14 protein-coding genes are annotated in these 16,473 nt (G+C 45.5%); 7 read left to right on the plus strand and 7 right to left on the minus strand.

Translation table 11 applies throughout. The features are described 5' to 3' along the window. Positions 1-32 precede the first annotated feature (32 nt). Positions 33-1,055: a Fe(3+) ABC transporter substrate-binding protein gene (locus tag DKW60_RS06520; protein ID WP_109836847.1), complete on the minus strand. Its 1,023-nt coding sequence runs from the start codon at positions 1,053-1,055 to the stop codon at positions 33-35. Between the two features lie 218 nt (positions 1,056-1,273). Between DKW60_RS06520 and DKW60_RS06525 the strand changes: the two genes are divergently transcribed. Continuing rightward, positions 1,274-2,335, plus strand: coding sequence for a glycosyltransferase family 4 protein (locus DKW60_RS06525; protein ID WP_109836848.1), 1,062 nt, complete (start codon positions 1,274-1,276; stop codon positions 2,333-2,335). 35 nt (positions 2,336-2,370) lie between these two features. Here the strand turns inward: DKW60_RS06525 and cobC are convergent, their stop codons facing one another. From cobC to DKW60_RS06555, 6 genes are all read right to left on the minus strand, one after another. After that, a complete protein-coding gene (cobC, locus tag DKW60_RS06530; protein ID WP_181389604.1) occupies positions 2,371-2,952 on the minus strand; it encodes an alpha-ribazole phosphatase in 582 nt (193 codons plus the stop codon). Between the two features lie 79 nt (positions 2,953-3,031). After that, positions 3,032-3,511: a transcription elongation factor GreA gene (greA, locus tag DKW60_RS06535; RefSeq protein ID WP_109836850.1), complete on the minus strand. Its 480-nt coding sequence runs from the start codon at positions 3,509-3,511 to the stop codon at positions 3,032-3,034. Then, positions 3,508-6,738, minus strand: a complete 3,231-nt coding sequence (carB, locus tag DKW60_RS06540; protein ID WP_109836851.1) for a carbamoyl-phosphate synthase large subunit — start codon at positions 6,736-6,738, stop codon at positions 3,508-3,510. The genes greA and carB overlap by 4 nt, the downstream gene beginning before the upstream one ends. 6 nt (positions 6,739-6,744) lie before the next feature. Further along, positions 6,745-7,881 carry a glutamine-hydrolyzing carbamoyl-phosphate synthase small subunit gene (gene carA / locus DKW60_RS06545; RefSeq protein WP_219988656.1) on the minus strand — a complete coding sequence of 379 codons (1,137 nt, stop codon included), beginning with the start codon at positions 7,879-7,881 and terminating at the stop codon, positions 6,745-6,747. Between the two features lie 261 nt (positions 7,882-8,142). After that, positions 8,143-9,309: a hypothetical protein gene (locus DKW60_RS06550; RefSeq protein WP_109836853.1), complete on the minus strand. Its 1,167-nt coding sequence runs from the start codon at positions 9,307-9,309 to the stop codon at positions 8,143-8,145. 210 nt (positions 9,310-9,519) lie between these two features. Beyond that, positions 9,520-9,843: a DUF4190 domain-containing protein gene (locus tag DKW60_RS06555; protein ID WP_109836854.1), complete on the minus strand. Its 324-nt coding sequence runs from the start codon at positions 9,841-9,843 to the stop codon at positions 9,520-9,522. Positions 9,844-9,982: 139 nt separating this feature from the next. On the opposite strand from DKW60_RS06555, the gene DKW60_RS06560 reads away from it, so the two are divergent. The 6 genes from DKW60_RS06560 (at position 9,983) to DKW60_RS06580 (ending at position 16,421) form a co-directional block, all read left to right on the plus strand. Then, positions 9,983-10,477: a paraquat-inducible protein A gene (locus DKW60_RS06560; protein WP_109836855.1), complete on the plus strand. Its 495-nt coding sequence runs from the start codon at positions 9,983-9,985 to the stop codon at positions 10,475-10,477. Between the two features lie 272 nt (positions 10,478-10,749). Next, positions 10,750-11,910 (plus strand): OmpA family protein, encoded by a 1,161-nt coding sequence (locus DKW60_RS06565; RefSeq protein ID WP_181389605.1) that lies wholly within the window; start codon positions 10,750-10,752, stop codon positions 11,908-11,910. 53 nt (positions 11,911-11,963) lie between these two features. After that, on the plus strand, positions 11,964-12,113 hold the full coding sequence (locus DKW60_RS23625) for a hypothetical protein (protein ID WP_181389606.1): 150 nt from the start codon (positions 11,964-11,966) through the stop codon (positions 12,111-12,113). Positions 12,114-12,115: 2 nt separating this feature from the next. Further along, positions 12,116-13,861, plus strand: a complete 1,746-nt coding sequence (locus DKW60_RS06570; RefSeq protein ID WP_109836857.1) for a helix-hairpin-helix domain-containing protein — start codon at positions 12,116-12,118, stop codon at positions 13,859-13,861. 197 nt (positions 13,862-14,058) lie between these two features. Beyond that, on the plus strand, positions 14,059-14,526 hold the full coding sequence (locus tag DKW60_RS06575; protein ID WP_181389607.1) for a DUF4124 domain-containing protein: 468 nt from the start codon (positions 14,059-14,061) through the stop codon (positions 14,524-14,526). 188 nt (positions 14,527-14,714) lie between these two features. Beyond that, positions 14,715-16,421, plus strand: a complete 1,707-nt coding sequence (locus DKW60_RS06580; RefSeq protein ID WP_109836859.1) for a proline--tRNA ligase — start codon at positions 14,715-14,717, stop codon at positions 16,419-16,421. Positions 16,422-16,473: the final 52 nt, after the last annotated feature.

Consider the following 16,473-nt stretch of genomic DNA (forward strand, 5'->3'; position numbering starts at 1 on the left):
ACCACTCCGGAGGGCCAAAGCTTGTTAGAGTATTATCTCCAACCAGCGCGATCCATTAATTTTACTGCATCAGCGTTGTTTTCACCTAATACTGATAGATTTAATTGGTCAGCTTTGAACTCACCCCACTCTTTCATTAGATCACCCCACTTAGCACCTTCTAATACAGGGAATTCGCTATTCACTTCTGCGTACCATGCCTGCGATTCAGCATTGACTAAAAACTCCATCAACTGTTTCGCCTGATCAACATTTTTCGCCGCTTTAGTCATACCAATTCCACTCACATTAACGTGCGTGCCGCGATCTTCCTGATTAGGCCAGAAAATAGCGACTTTATTAGCAGCATCAATTTGATCCTGATCACCACTTGTCAACATGCCGCCGTAGTAGTAGGTGTTAGCTACGGCAATGTCACAAATTCCGGCAGCAGCTGCTTTAATTTGGTCACGATCTCCACCTTTAGGCGGTTGAGCAAAGTTCTTAACGAAACCTTCTGCCCATGCTTCAGTTTTTTCAGCACCGTTCGCCGCAATCAGTGAGGCCACTAGCGACTGATTGTAAATATTACCGGATGAACGAATACATACACGTCCTGCCCACTTCTCATCATCCAATGCTTCATAAGTAGATAACTCTGAAGGAACAACTTTACCTTTCACATAAAAGATTGGACGAGCGCGAACAGAGAGCCCAAACCAGTAAGATTCCGGATCACGTAAGTGCTCTGGTACGGCTTTATTTAAAACCTCAGAATCTACTGACTGCAATACATCGACACTTTTCGCGCGATACAAGCGACCAGCATCTGTTGTGATTAGCAGATCAGCCAGCGACTTATCACCCTCCAGACTAAGACGCTTCAATAGTGCATCCGCGCTACCTGTGACGAGATTTACTTTGATATTGGTTTGCTCTGTAAACTTATCCAGCAATGGCTTGATTAACTGTTCTTTTCTCGCAGAGTATAAATTTACCTCTTCCTGATCAGCCGCATAGCTCGGTGCCATGCTTAACATTAGTCCACTGAAGAGCGCTACCTTTAACAATTTCATGTCATTTCTATCCGTGTTTAATTGATGAATAGATGCTAATGTAAATGCTAAAGATTCGCAACAACAATATCGTTCTATCTTGCTAAATGGTACATTTGTCAGCCTATAGATGAAGTTCATACCTACATTTAATAGACTAGAAACTATAAGAGCGTGATTTGACCCACGACCTCACAATTAATAAACAATAAGCACTTACAAAGGCCCCACAAACAACGATGGAAAAAATAGCCTTGATCATCAACTCCCTAAGCTCAGGCGGTGGGGAAAGAGTTGTCGCCACCCTTTCTCAGGGATTTGCAAAAAACTATGATGTCACCATCATTGTCTTTAACAGTAATAATGTAGATTATGACTTTGGCGGCAAACTGATCGATATAGATTGCATTGAAAAGAAGAGCCTTATTGGTAAGTCTTACAACCTCCTCAAACGTAGCTACAAACTAAAGAAGTTATTTAATCGGGAAAAGTTCGATCATATCTTTGGCTTCATGGAGTCAGCTAACTACCCCGCGATACTGGCATCCAGAGAGACCATCGCATCACTGCATATAGACTTTCATTTCCTCGGTGCGATTGACCGCTTATTGATTAGCTCTTTTTATCCTCTGGCGAAGCGCGTTGCACCAGTATCGGATGATATTGCCAGCTCGCTCAGAGAACAGCTCAAACTCAACAATGTTTCGCGAATCTACAACCCGGTGCCTTTTCAGGAACTGGAAACTTTGTCATCGGAGCCTTTTGAGCACCCTCGTAAGTTTATCATTGCTGTCGGGCGGCTAACCTACCAAAAGCACTTCGACCTGATGATTGATGCGTTTACTAAGTCTAAGGCGCAGCAAGACTGCGATTTGATCATCCTGGGAGATGGTGAGCTTCGGCAAGAGCTGGAGGCACAAGTGCAAGCACTCGGTATGGAGGATAAAATTCACCTGCCAGGGCGCCTTAAGAATCCTTTTGTTTATATGAAAAATGCGGAATTCATGACATTGTCAAGTCGCGCAGAAGGCTTTCCAATGGTACTTATTGAAGCCTTATCATTAAGCTGCCCTGTTATTTCTGCAGACTGTCCAACAGGCCCTCGTGAGATTGTGCAGAATGATGTCAACGGCTTTTTGATTGAGGAAGGTAATCAACAGATTCTTACCGATACAATTGATAAGTTATTTTACGACAAGACATTGAGGGAAAAGTTGAGTGCGAATGCCCGACGTTCAGTTGAACACTTATCAGTAGAGAATATTTGTGCGGAATGGGTTGCACTGTCTAAACAAACTTAGTGCAACCTCATCGCATACAGAAGATGGGCGAGATGTTAACCGTGCGAGAGTAACGTCCCCCACTCTCCCGTTTCATCATTATATATACGTATACGAGTCAGGCTGGCGTAGTCCACATTCAAACGAAACAGGTTCTCATCTTGCATACCGAGAATATGCATCATAATCACCCGTATCACACCGGCATGTGTAACCAGTAATATATTCTGCCCCGCATGTGTTTCAGTCACTTCATTGAAAGCCTTCAGTACACGACTTCTAAAGTCCAGAAATGCTTCTCCATTCGGAGGAATAACACGGGTAGGCGCTTTCCACCAGGCATTCAGCGTTGCAGCATTTTCTTCTAAGATATCATTAGGCGAAAGTCCTTCCCAATCACCAAAGTCAGTCTCCTGAAATTGATCATTGACCAGTAGCTCCAGCTCTTCCTGCGTGGCCAGAGATTCCGCAAACTCGTGACAACGCTGCAAAGGCGATGTAATGATTTTGTCCCAGCTTTCCTCGCTCTCCAGAGACTTTTGCATCTGCGCCCAACCTTTGTCACTTAACGCAGGATCGGTACTTCCACAAAAAACATTACCCAACTCTACTTCGCCATGACGAAGTAGAGTAATCATGGTGGTTTCTGACATATTTTATAATTTTATGACACGCGTCGCGTGATCACCCTTGAGGTTATTTGTATCAGACTTATCGTCAGTCTGTGTAAGTCGCAGCCACAATCTCGTATTCACGCAGACCACTAGGCGCTTTTACAACAGCCACATCACCTTCTTCTTTACCAATCAAAGCTCGGGCGATAGGTGAAGAGACGGCAATTTTGTTTTGCTTAATATCCGCTTCGATATCACCAACGATCTGATAAACAACGATTTCTTCAGATTCCAGATCTTCAAGCTCAACAGTCGCACCAAAAACAACACGACCTTGAACACCTAAAGTTGCAACATCGATAATCTGACCAGAAGACAGAACAGACTCTAACTCCTGGATACGACCTTCAGTAAAGCTTTGTTGCTCACGTGCAGCATGGTACTCGGCGTTCTCTTTCAAATCGCCGTGCTCACGCGCTTCAGAAATCGCCTGAATAATTCTCGGGCGATCTTCTGTCTTAAGACGTAGCAATTCTGCTTTCAGTAGTTCTGCACCTTTCGCAGTGATGGGAGCTCTATTCATGACGCTTTCTCAATACCTTCATGTAAATCTTGTAGGCGATAAACCTCTTCACTATCCGTGAATGCCATTGCCTCACAAAGTGCCCAGGCACCTGTGATTGTGGTGGTATAGGTCACCTTTCCTTGTAACGCTTCACGGCGTATCTCATATGAATCGTTGATGGCCTTTTTACCCTCGGTTGTATTTATAATCAAGTTTATCTCATCATTCTTGATCATATCGACAATATGAGGACGACCTTCTCTGACTTTGTTTACCGGCGCACAGTCAAGACCTGCTTCATTAAGCAAACGGCATGTGCCACGAGTAGCCACCAGTGAGAAACCAAGTTCAACTAAACGCTTCGCAACATCAACCGCGTGCTTGCGATCGGCTTCACGAACACTTAAAAATGCCTGCCCAGCTTTATCAGGGAAATCGATGCTCGCGCCACGCTGTGACTTACCATACGCTTCAGCAAAACTTCTGCCAACACCCATGACTTCACCCGTCGATTTCATTTCTGGACCAAGTATCGGATCTACACCCGGGAATTTGATAAACGGGAATACTGCTTCTTTTACTGAGTAGTACTCAGGAATCACTTCCTTCAATGTACCCTGCTCAGCCAATGTTGTACCTGCCATGCAACGTGCAGCGATCTTAGCTAACGGCTGACCGATTGCTTTAGACACAAAAGGGACAGTTCTTGATGCACGAGGATTTACCTCAAGCACATAAATATCGTCGTCTTTAATTGCGAACTGGACATTCATCAGACCAACAACATTCAGCGCCTTACCCATTTTCACACATTGATCTCGCATACGATCCTGCAGCTCTTCGCTAAGTGAATAAGGAGGCAATGAACATGCAGAGTCACCAGAATGGACACCCGCCTGCTCGATATGTTGCATGATGCCGCCAATTAAGACATTTTCGCCATCACAAATAGCATCCATATCCACTTCAATAGCATCATCAAGGAAACGATCCAACAATACTGGCGAATCATTTGATACTTGTACGGCATTCAACATGTAATGGCGAAGGTCTTCCTCGTTATAAACAATTTCCATAGCGCGACCACCCAATACATAGGAAGGACGTACAACCAATGGATAGCCAATCTCAGCAGCCAGTGCAGCACCTTGTTCAGGGCTTCTTGCTGTACGGTTTGGTGGTTGTTTCAGACCTAAACGCTCAATCATTTGCTGGAAACGCTCACGATCTTCAGCCAAATCAATAGAATCAGGGCTGGTACCAATAATTGGTGTGCCACTTGCCTCTAATGCTTCCGCCAGCTTTAAAGGTGTCTGACCACCGTACTGAACAATTACACCTTTCGGTTTTTCAAGATCAACCACTTCCATTACATCTTCAAGCGTTAGTGGCTCGAAGTACAAGCGGTCTGACGTATCGTAATCCGTTGAAACAGTCTCAGGGTTACAGTTAACCATAATCGTTTCATAACCATCTTCCCGCATCGCCAAAGCAGCATGAACACAACAATAATCAAACTCAATACCCTGACCAACACGGTTTGGACCGCCACCGAGTACCATGATCTTTTCACGATCACTTGGCGCAGATTCGCACTCTTCATCATACGTTGAGTACATATACGCAGTATCCGTCGAGAACTCCGCTGCACACGTATCCACACGCTTATAAACCGGGCGTACACCCTTGTTACGACGGTATTTGCTCATTTCTTTTTCGCTGACATTCAGCAATTTAGCCAAACGGCGATCAGAGAAACCTTTACGCTTTAGCTCAAATAAGTCTGCCTTATCAAGGTCACTCAGGAACTTGCCATCAAGGGATTGCTCCATTTCGAACAACTCCTGCATTTGATCCAAAAACCATGGATCGATGGCAGTATGTTCAAACAGTTCTTCAGCCGTCATACCAAAGCGGAAGCCATCAGCCACGTACAAAATACGCTCAGGCCCGGCTTCTGTTAACTCACGACGCAAGGTATCTTTTGCATCAGACGCTTTAAGGTCTAAACGTTCGTCCATACCATCGATGCCAGTTTCCAAACCACGCAATGCTTTTTGGAACGACTCCTGGAAAGTACGACCAATTGCCATCACCTCTCCCACCGACTTCATTTGAGTCGTTAGGCGATGATCGGCTTTCGGGAATTTCTCAAATGTGAAACGAGGAATCTTAGTGACAACGTAGTCAATTGTTGGCTCGAATGATGCTGGAGTTGCACCACCTGTGATCTCGTTACGAAGCTCATCCAACGTGTAACCAACCGCCAGCTTTGCGGCAATTTTTGCAATTGGAAAACCTGTTGCTTTAGAGGCCAATGCTGATGAACGAGATACACGAGGGTTCATTTCGATAACAATCAAACGGCCATCTTTCGGGTTAACCGAGAACTGTACGTTTGAGCCGCCAGTATCAACACCAATCTTACGTAATACATCAACCGATGCATTTCGCATGATCTGATATTCTTTATCCGTCAGTGTTTGAGCAGGTGCTACAGTGATCGAATCACCCGTATGGATCCCCATCGGATCCAGGTTTTCAATTGAGCAGATGATGATGCAGTTATCCGCAGTATCACGAACTACTTCCATCTCATACTCTTTCCAACCAAGCAGTGACTCTTCCAAAAGAATCTCAGTTGTCGGAGACATATCTAAACCGCGCTCAGCAATTTCTTCAAACTCATCACGGTTATAAGCGATACCACCACCCGATCCACCCATGGTGAACGAGGGACGGATAATCGTCGGGAAGCCGAGCCCTTTTTGGATCTGGCGTGCTTCTTCCATACTATGCGCAACACCGGAACGCGCTGAGTTCAGACCGATATCTTCCATCGCACGACGGAATTTTTCACGATCCTCAGCCATGTCGATAGCTTCTTTTTTGGCGCCGATCATTTCAACGCCAAATTTTTCCAAAACACCTTCACGATCAAGGTCCAGAGCGCAGTTTAGTGCAGTCTGTCCACCCATCGTTGGCAATAAAGCATCCGGACGCTCTTTTTCGATAATCTTTGAAACGGATTCCCACTGAATCGGCTCGATGTAGATCGCATCGGCCATCTCAGGGTCTGTCATAATCGTTGCAGGGTTTGAGTTTACCAAAATGACACGGTAACCCTCTTCTCGCAATGCTTTACACGCCTGTGCTCCGGAATAGTCAAACTCACACGCCTGACCAATTACAATCGGACCTGCACCGACGATCAAAATACTCTTTATATCTGTACGCTTAGCCATGAGTGATTAACCTTGGTTCTCCATCAGTGCAATGAATTTGTCGAAAATGGGGGCGATATCGTGCGGCCCTGGGCTTGCTTCAGGATGACCCTGAAAACTAAATGCAGGAACATCCGTTCGCTCGATTCCCTGAAGGCTATCGTCAAACAAAGAACGATGCGTCGCTTTTAACGTCTCAGGCAAGGTCGCTTCATCAACGGCAAAACCATGGTTTTGACTAGTGATCATCACTTTCTGTGTTTCCAAATCCTGAACAGGATGGTTCGCACCGTGGTGACCAAACTTCATTTTGGCAGTCTTAGCGCCACTTGCTAAACCAAGTAATTGGTGGCCGAGGCAGATACCAAAAGTAGGCACTTTATGCTCTAGTACCTCTTTAATCGCATCAATAGCATAGTCACAAGGCTCAGGATCTCCCGGACCATTCGACAAGAACACGCCGTCAGGCTTCATCGCCAGTACTTCAGAAGCTGGCGTCTTAGCAGGAACCACAGTGACGTCACAACCACGGTCGACCAACATTCTGAGAATGTTGCGCTTAACACCGTAGTCGTAGGCAACCACTTTGAACTTAGCCTGATCAGCACTTAGCGTCAGTTGCTCAAGCGGAGGCAATTGCCAACTCCCTTCATTCCAGCCGTAAGCTTTGTCTGTGGTTACTTCTTTGGCAAGATCCATTCCCTTCAAACCCGCAAACCCTTGGGCAGCAGCCAATGCTTCTTCCTCAGACAAGTTTTCACCTGCCATGATACAGCCGCGCTGAGCACCTTTTTCACGAAGGATTCGGGTAAGACGACGTGTATCGATATCAGCAATCGCCACGATACCTTTTCGTGACAGGTAGTCAGGCAGGCTTTCTTTACCACGGAAGTTGCTATAAATGCGTGGAACATCTTTAACGACAAGACCGGTAGAGAAAATGCGATCGCACTCTTCATCTTCTTCATTCACACCAACGTTACCGATGTGTGGGTAAGTTAGCGTTACAATTTGCTGTGCATAAGAAGGATCCGTAAGGATCTCCTGATAGCCGCTCATAGACGTATTAAATACGACCTCTCCAATGCTTTTTCCATCGCATCCGATTGATTCACCCTGAAAGATACTCCCATCTTCCAAGACTAAAAGTGCACGTTTTTTCAACGTTGCCTCCATAGTAGACTAATCCAGAGTTTGCTTGTTAACGGCTGTTGAGCACCACAACTGTCCCAGTATTCCAGTTGGGTGAAGGGATAAATCCCCAGTCTATATGTATTCCACATACAAAACGGGATGGAGCTTTCAATGTTTGAAATCCCATCCCGTGTTTTTGTCAGCGTAAACCTTCGCTATTCTAATCGAAAGCCGCTCTAAGATCTATGCGTGTTGGCTAAAAAGCGGAAGCTTTCCTAAACTTACGCTTAATCAGTTATTCGCAGTCAGTACTTTAATTTTTTCATCGATATCGCGAATTATTTGAGCCAATTTACGGTTATCATCAGCAACCTTGCTAAATTGATTTTTTAGAGACACATTCTCCTCGTTCGCAGCCTTCAACTTATCTGTGATCGATTGCAGTTTCTTATATGAACTTTGGTATTCCAAGCTCACTTCGTCGGTTCCATTCATTAACACCTCATCAGGATCTGGCAGCACAACTAAATCAGCAGACTGTTTACCAAAGCCTTTTTGAGCGGCAGCCAAACCAAATGGTGACACGATATCCATACTCACCTTACTAACCGAGGTTGCAGTAGCCTCATCGGAAGATTCTTCAACCACCTCCGTTAAAACCGCTTCATCCGGAGCTTGGTATTTACTCAATGTCTCATTGACATCATCAATAATAATATCATCGCCTTCAAGCAGCACCACCTCAAGCGGCTTCTCTTCTGCAAGGTTGAGATCTAAAAACCCAGACTGCTGTTCCGATAATAGCGGCACCTCAGAATTCGTCAGATTGATAAATGTGTCTTCATCTGTTTCTGTAGATGTAGTGACTACAGCACCTTCCTCTTGAGTCATCGCAACGACTTGCTCATCTGACTCTACGGGCTCAGGAGTATGCCGTCTTGGCCCTGACTTGAAAGGATTCTGATAAGGATCTTTGGGGCTTGCAATGATGGTTTGCTCTTGTTTCAGAGACGCATTGGGTGAAGATAGCTGCTCATCCCCGTCAACTGTTGTAACGGTTGAATCAGTTGCTGACATGATTTGTCCGGATATAGCCTCAGGCGCGACTAACATATCTTGAACACCATCACTCTCTGCACCACCATCTACACCATCAACAGCCAGCGAGTCCTGCATGGCTGAGACCAGATTCTCACCACCGATTTTCACCGTTTCACCCGTGTCGGACAGCTTATCCATGGATGATTCATTTACCTGCTGATCAACACCTAAGCCATCAGGTTTGAATGGTGAAGGTCTGTTTACCGCACGCTCTAACTCAGGTCTTGGAACCTCTGCGACCCGAAGCGTTTCATCCGCTATCATCTCCGGACGCGAGTTCAGATAGCCATAAACCAAACCAAACAAGCCTAACGCTAGCAATCCAAACAGAATATTCTTTTTGTGACTTCTCAACATTTTATCTATCTCTTGGCTAACAGCAAAAACACCGTGTCAAAAGACAGATATCCCGTGCTGAAGTATCAAATATTAAGAAATAGATTAGTGCAATATCAGCAAGTTACTCATGCCCTTCCCGACGAACTACCCGAACTCTGGGCGTGGCCGGAAAAAGCGATTATTTAGTTAATTCAAGCGTATAGAAAGCATGGATGAACGGTTACATTACTACCCTTCAGCCAACACTAGACTGTAACCCAGATAGTCAGCAAGGTGATGCATGTGGGCAGGACTGGTAAACAGATAAACCAACACCACCAAACTTGCCAGCAGCATCAAATAGCACAATACGAGCCCGGCTACAGCCAACCTCATACCACCAAACCGATACGGGTTGTGTTTGATTCTGGCACAGGCTATATGTCCGAAAATAATGCCCGGAACAGCAATCAAGGCGCCTAAGAACAGAGATAAAAAACCAAAAATTAATGCAATAACAGATAATCCCACTTCCGGTTGATCCGGATTTGCAGGCATACTTACAGATGACATACGACACTCTCCTTTCGCAGAAATCCGGCTTCTTTACTTTCGGTCCTTCGAAAGCTGGGGGAAAGATGAAGAACGATAAAAATCGAACCAGCCAGATCACATCATTAATTTACTTTTCACAGAGCTCTGACAAGAAAGAATGACTCACTCACTAATTAAGCGATTCACCATTCAGGGAATAGCGATCAATATCTTATTACTATGTAGCTTGGTCGCACTTGTCATCGGGGTTACAGCTCCACTGTTAACCTTACAGAAACTTTATTTTATTGAAAACTCCATTTCTTTAATTTCAACTATACAGGTACTCTATCGCGATCAGGAATGGCTACTATTTAGCATCATTTCTGTGTTTAGTTTATGCGTGCCGGTAATCAAAATTGTCAGCCTGTTATTAATCACGAATGTTGAATATCGCCCCGGATCATTACTGGATAAATCACTCTCTCTAATAGAGACCCTCGGCAAGTGGTCGATGCTGGATGTATTCGTCGTGGCACTGCTGCTGGTTTCTGTCAAATTGGGGGCTCTCGCCAAAGTAGAAGTGCACTACGGTCTGTACGTGTTTGCATTCTCAGTCATTTTAACAATGGCTTTGAGTTTTTGGATTTACAGCCTCGCACACAAGAAATAAAGCCCATATATTTTAACTATGAGCCAATGATAAAAATTTAGCTGACCTTTTGCCTCGCTTTGCTACTACTAATTGATAGGAATCAGACAGATTCCATAGATTCATTACCGATCCTTAAGCTTTACGGGACATTAAACTTAACCTAATCCCATCAAAGCCATAGGAATATTGTTGATATTCATGCAATATATTAGGCAAAAGCAGATTTGTTAACGCGCACTGGAAGCGCGAACCCCGCACAAACTGATACTTCACAGGAGATGAGAACCATCATGATAAAACGAGCACTGCTACTACTATTGCTTACCGCCGTATGGGCTTTTGGCAGTTGGTGGTACTACACCTGCATGATCAAAGGATTCTGTCGCGCAGATGGTGAGTTCACCAGCGTTGCAGATAAAGCCAAAACAGCCGCTGTTGGCGCAACTGCTGCAGCCACAGGCGCAATCGTTGCCGGTGCAGACAAAGTTGCTGACGCTGTTCAACCTAAAACCACTGATTTTGTTGATCAGGATGGTGATGCAATATCGGATGAAGATGAGCGCGCACTGGGAACAGACCCGGCAAATGTTGATAGTGACGGTGATGGCGTTAATGATAATGAAGAGCTTGGTGTAGACCTTGTTAACCCAATCGACACTGACAACGATGGCATTATTAACGCACTGGACGAAGATGATGATAACGATGGTATCCCTAGTGCAGTTGAAGCAGGCTTAACCAGTAATCCACTAAGCGCAGACAGTGACGGCGACGGAGTCAATGATGGCGACGAACTGGGCGCAGACAAGGATAACCCTACCGATAGCGACAACGACGGAATCATTGATCTGATTGACAACATTGATGATAACGCGGCTCAGGAAAAAGCTGATACATCTAAAGAGAGCGATGATGATGCCGCAGCAGCCGATACTACTGAACAACAAGCTGCCACTGCGGATCAGGAACAAGCGCCTTCAGATGAAAACACTTCAGATGATGATTCTGCTAACGTCGCTCAAGATGCACCAGCTCCCGCTGCAGATGACGAAGTAACAGTAGATACCGGAGACGCGCAGCAAAATGCGAGTGCAACTTCAGACATCCCTGTTCAAAAGAGCCGTCTCTACTTCCCGTTCCGTTCAGCTAACCCGGGACTATCAGAGGCCGCAACTGAGTACTTTGAAGGTGTTGTTGCATGGCTTAACCAAAGCCCATCGAACTCCGTAGTACTGACAGGCCACACCGATGATGTGGGTAAAGCTGAAACCAACCTTGATCTGGGCCTCAAACGTGCCGTGGAGATCAAGAACCTGATGACCAAGCTTGGCGCAGACCCTGCACAAGTTGATGTTGCATCAATGGGTGAGACTCAACCAATTGCCTCGAATAAAACTGATGAAGGCCGACGTAAAAACCGTCGTGTTGAGTTAATTCCGGCTATTAAATAATAAGTGAAATACATGGATTGCAGCCGAAAGGCCGCCGTGCTTGAGGATATAAGATGTTTGAACACGCTGTAACAAAGACTTATGAAATGAAAGATGCCAGCCTGGAGTTGCTGATTATGCTTGCCGGCTCTTTCTTACTGGGCTGCCTGTTTTGCTGGGCACTTGGTTCTCGTAAACGCAAACGTAATCTGAAGGAGGTATAAGGATGCCTGCAGACTACTCCTTACTAGATGCAACGCTAGAAATTTTGCTGATGCTGCTTGCCGCCTTTATCTTAGGCTGGCTATTTTGCTGGTTGATGAAAAAGCTTTTTGGCCGCAAGCAAAAAGACACAATTGAATACACCCACGATGCAAAGTCAGCCGACCTAAATCTACAGGTTACAGTTCCGGGGCAACGTACTGGCTTATCTGCCAGCAGTCGTGAGCGACTGTATGACCCTGAAGTTGGCATTCCAAGAGCTGATATTGATACGGATATTGATGTAGACATCCCTACCATTAATGAGCCTAAGCTCGGTTCGGTTGATATCGACACACCAGATGTTGAGCTTCCTGATGTCAATATTGATACGCCACGCCCACGAATCGATATTCCTGACCTCAAGACCCCCGACGTCAGCCTGCCTGACCTCGATATAAAAGGAAAAGTAGATGCCGGGCTGGATGTTGGTAAAGGTGCTATTGGTAAAGGGCTAGGTGCAGCTGCAGCAGGTATCGGTGCTGTCGCTGTTGGTGCAGGCGCGCTAAAGGACAAAGCCGTGGATGCCGTTGGTGATATTGAGCTGAAAAAGCCAGACATCGATTTACCAGACGTTTCAATGCCTACCCCTGACATTCATACACCAGACATCGACTTACCTGATGCTCCTGATACTGACCTATCTGCAGATCTGGACCTGCCGCCAGATGTGAAGACTCCAAGCATTGATGCCGAGCTACCGGATTTGGACGTCCCCGATCTTACTGCTGATGTAGATCTTCCGGATATTGATGTACCTGACTTAGGGGCTGACGTAAGCCTGCCAGAGGTCGATCTGGATAGCTTAAAAGCAAAAATTGATCTACCAGATGTCGACTTACCTGACTTAGATACTGATCTCAATATTTCAAAGCCATCAATTGATGTTGATATGCCTGACGTTGATTTACCAAGCATTGATACACCTGACCTTTCGGGTGCGGCTCAGGCTACCGTTGACAGCGGCAAAGGCCTTCTTGGAAAAGGTCTGGGAGCAGCAGCAGCGGGAATCGGAGCGGTGACAGCGGCAGGCGCAAGCCTCAAAGCCAAAGCTGCCGATAAAACGCAGGCAATGGGTGAAAGTCTGACTAGTCCTGACCTACCGAAGCGAAGAGACAACCCATCGGCTAGTGTTGATAACCGCAAAGTCGATGCCTCAGAAACAGGTGATAATCTAACACGTATCTCAGGTATTGATGATTCCACGCAAGCGCTATTGAATAGCAAAGGAATAACCACCTATGAACAGCTTCGTACAACTGACCGTGGTACTCTCAAACGCTACCTCAGCGAGGCAAGCAACGACAAGCTAAGTGCGGTTGAACCTGCTAGCTGGCCACATCAGGCCAAACTCTGTGCTGACAAAAATTGGGTCAAACTTTCAGAGTATCAGTCATTCCTTGCTGGCAACACCAAAGATCTGACCGAGAAGCGCTCAAGTGCTTCCTTTGATGACCCCATAAAGGATGACCTGAAGAAGATTGAAGGCATTGGTCCGTTCTTTGAGAGCCTGTTAAACAAGGCTGGCATCACAACTTACGAACAGCTGAAAAACAGCAGCAGAGATTCTCTTAAAGAAATTATCGATGCAGCTGGGCCAGACTATCGTATGCATGAACCTGAGACTTGGCCATATCAGGCCGGACTTGCTGATAGCGGAGACTGGAAGAAACTTCAGGACTATATTCAGTTCATGACTGGTCGCAGTTAGACCGACGATCTCAACGCTATAAGAGCCTCCCTGACCGGAGGCTTTTTTATTAGCCAAACTTCTGTTTTTAAAGCAATAATCCGACGAACTGCAAGAGCAGGTGCTTAACTTATTGTCAGACCATGCTAATATTAGATTGATCAACAACAGTCATAAAAATAATGTTGACAACAAACATAATAAAGCAAGGTACCGACATGAAGAAATTCATCCTCCCCCTATTTCTGGTGTTATTGGGCACCCAAGTATCACACGCTGATATCTATAAATGGACTGATAAAGACGGCAAAGTCCACTACTCAGCAACTCCCCCTAAAGAACCCCAAAAAAATGTAGAAGACATTGAAGATGAAATCAAAGCTAATATAGGTAAAGTACAGCCCTCAACTTCTTATCAGGCACCTGCAGCGACTACTGAGAAAGCAGAAGAAAACGCTTCAAAAAAGCCCTCTGAGCAAAAAAATAAGGATCGTTATAAAGGCGACCGCTCACCAGCCAGAGTCGCTTATTGCAATAATTTGAAAAATAATATCCATACAATGGAAAACAATAAAAACGCCAAGCTAGTCAAGGAAGGTGAGTCTAAACCTTTGACTAGTGAACAAGTCGAGTCCCAACTCAAGAAAGACAAAGCCAGTTTAGCTAAAAACTGCATCGGGATTTAATTGACTAAGACACCACATCACTAATACGGCGCAACCTACTTAGTGATGTGGTGCACTCCTTTCATATATGATTATTACAATCCACCCCCTCATTTGATTGTGTTCGCCATACTTCCCAACGCTTTCTGATTAGTTGATTTAGCAGTATACTGTTCTGCCAAATCAACTTCAGAAGCCTGCGGACATTTATGAGAGTTTCCCAATTTCCTATTTCTACCCTACGTGATACACCTGCCGATGCTGAAGTCATCAGTCATCAGCTAATGCTCAAAGCAGGCATGATAAAACGCCTAGCGTCAGGTCTCTACACGTGGGGCCCGCTAGGCCTTAGAGTGCTTAGAAAAGTTGAGAACATCGTTCGTGAAGAAATGAACCGCTCCGGCGCGATTGAAGTGCTCATGCCATCTATCCAACCAGCAGAGCTTTGGAAAGAGTCCGAGCGATGGGAAGAGTATGGCCCTGAGTTATTGCGCATCAAAGATCGAGGTGATCGTGAGTTTTGCTATGGCCCGACACATGAAGAAGTCATCACAGACTACATTCGTAATGAGATAAATAGCTACAAACAGCTACCGGTTAATTATTACCAGATTCAAACCAAATTCCGCGATGAAATCCGTCCTCGATTCGGCGTAATGCGTTCGCGTGAATTCTTGATGAAAGATGCCTATTCTTTCCATACTACTAGCGAGTCACTTCAGGAGACTTATGATGTGATGTATGAGACTTACCAACGCATTTTCACACGCTTAGGGTTAAACTTCCGTCCGGTACAGGCGGACAACGGCTCTATTGGTGGCAATGGCTCACATGAGTTTCACGTATTGGCTGACTCTGGTGAAGATGATATCGCATTTTCAAACAGCAGCGACTACGCCGCCAACATAGAAAAAGCACCCACAAAACCAAGTACGCTTGAGCGCCCCGCTCCTACGGAAGAAATGGTGAGCTTTGAGACGCCCGGCTTAAAAACGATCGATGCGCTAGCAGAGGCAATGAATATACCCGCAACGCAGCAGGTAAAAATCCTCTTAGTTGAAGGTGAGGATGATTCTACGGTCGCATTGTTACTGCGTGGTGATCACAATCTGAATGAAATCAAAGCTGAAAAGATCGACGGCATCACGGCACCACTAACCTTTGCCACTGAAGAAACCATCATCAGGCTAACTGGCAGTAAGCCGGGATCACTTGGACCTGTGGGCCTTAACCTTCGCGTGATCGCAGATTATGCTGTCGCGCCACTATCTGACTTCGTTTGTGGCGCAAACAAAGAAGGATACCACCTTAAAGGTGTAAACTGGGTTCGTGATCTCCCTGAGCCTGAGTTTATGGATATCCGAAATATCGTTGCGGGTGACCCAAGTCCTGACGGTGAAGGCGAAATAGAAATTCGCAGAGGAATTGAAGTTGGTCATATATTCCAGCTTGGTACAAAGTACTCTGACAAAATGGGCGCTAAAGTACTCAATGAAAATGGCAAAAGCCAACTCATGACTATGGGTTGCTACGGTATCGGAGTATCACGTGTCGTCGCATCATGCATCGAGCAGAATAATGACGATAAAGGAATCATCTGGCCAATAGCAATGGCTCCATTCCAGATCGCACTCGCTCCGTTGAACTACCACAAATCAGATGACGTTAAATCGACTGCTGATCAGCTGTATACGGATTTGACTGAGGCTGGCTATGATGTACTTCTTGATGATAGAAATATACGCCCCGGCGCAATGTTTGCTGATATGGAACTAATTGGAATACCACACAGAGTAGTCATATCTGACAGAGGCCTTAAAAACCAGCAGCTGGAGTATAAATCAAGAGCCGCTGAAGAGGCTGAGACCATCGAACTGAAGAATGTAATTCAGACAATCACTGAAAAGCTTAGCTAAACACTCTACAACCCACCTCACTAACGTTGTGAGGTGGGTTTAGACTGACACT

This window comes from Leucothrix pacifica, from assembly GCF_003172875.1.
Classification (GTDB): domain Bacteria; phylum Pseudomonadota; class Gammaproteobacteria; order Thiotrichales; family Thiotrichaceae; genus Leucothrix; species Leucothrix pacifica.

Excerpts from the sequence above, each read along its gene's own strand:
- DKW60_RS06560 (WP_109836855.1), top strand. The coding sequence starts at position 9,983 with ATGACTCACTCACTAATTAAGCGATTCACCATTCAGGGAATAGCGATC.
- DKW60_RS06555 (WP_109836854.1), bottom strand. The coding sequence starts at position 9,843 with ATGTCATCTGTAAGTATGCCTGCAAATCCGGATCAACCGGAAGTGGGA.
- DKW60_RS06565 (WP_181389605.1), top strand. The coding sequence starts at position 10,750 with ATGATAAAACGAGCACTGCTACTACTATTGCTTACCGCCGTATGGGCT.
- DKW60_RS06575 (WP_181389607.1), top strand. The coding sequence starts at position 14,059 with ATGAAGAAATTCATCCTCCCCCTATTTCTGGTGTTATTGGGCACCCAA.
- DKW60_RS06550 (WP_109836853.1), bottom strand. The coding sequence starts at position 9,309 with ATGTTGAGAAGTCACAAAAAGAATATTCTGTTTGGATTGCTAGCGTTA.
- DKW60_RS06520 (WP_109836847.1), bottom strand. The coding sequence starts at position 1,055 with ATGAAATTGTTAAAGGTAGCGCTCTTCAGTGGACTAATGTTAAGCATG.
- DKW60_RS06525 (WP_109836848.1), top strand. The coding sequence starts at position 1,274 with ATGGAAAAAATAGCCTTGATCATCAACTCCCTAAGCTCAGGCGGTGGG.
- cobC (WP_181389604.1), bottom strand. The coding sequence starts at position 2,952 with ATGATTACTCTACTTCGTCATGGCGAAGTAGAGTTGGGTAATGTTTTT.
- greA (WP_109836850.1), bottom strand. The coding sequence starts at position 3,511 with ATGAATAGAGCTCCCATCACTGCGAAAGGTGCAGAACTACTGAAAGCA.
- DKW60_RS06580 (WP_109836859.1), top strand. The coding sequence starts at position 14,715 with ATGAGAGTTTCCCAATTTCCTATTTCTACCCTACGTGATACACCTGCC.
- DKW60_RS06570 (WP_109836857.1), top strand. The coding sequence starts at position 12,116 with ATGCCTGCAGACTACTCCTTACTAGATGCAACGCTAGAAATTTTGCTG.
- carB (WP_109836851.1), bottom strand. The coding sequence starts at position 6,738 with ATGGCTAAGCGTACAGATATAAAGAGTATTTTGATCGTCGGTGCAGGT.
- DKW60_RS23625 (WP_181389606.1), top strand. The coding sequence starts at position 11,964 with ATGTTTGAACACGCTGTAACAAAGACTTATGAAATGAAAGATGCCAGC.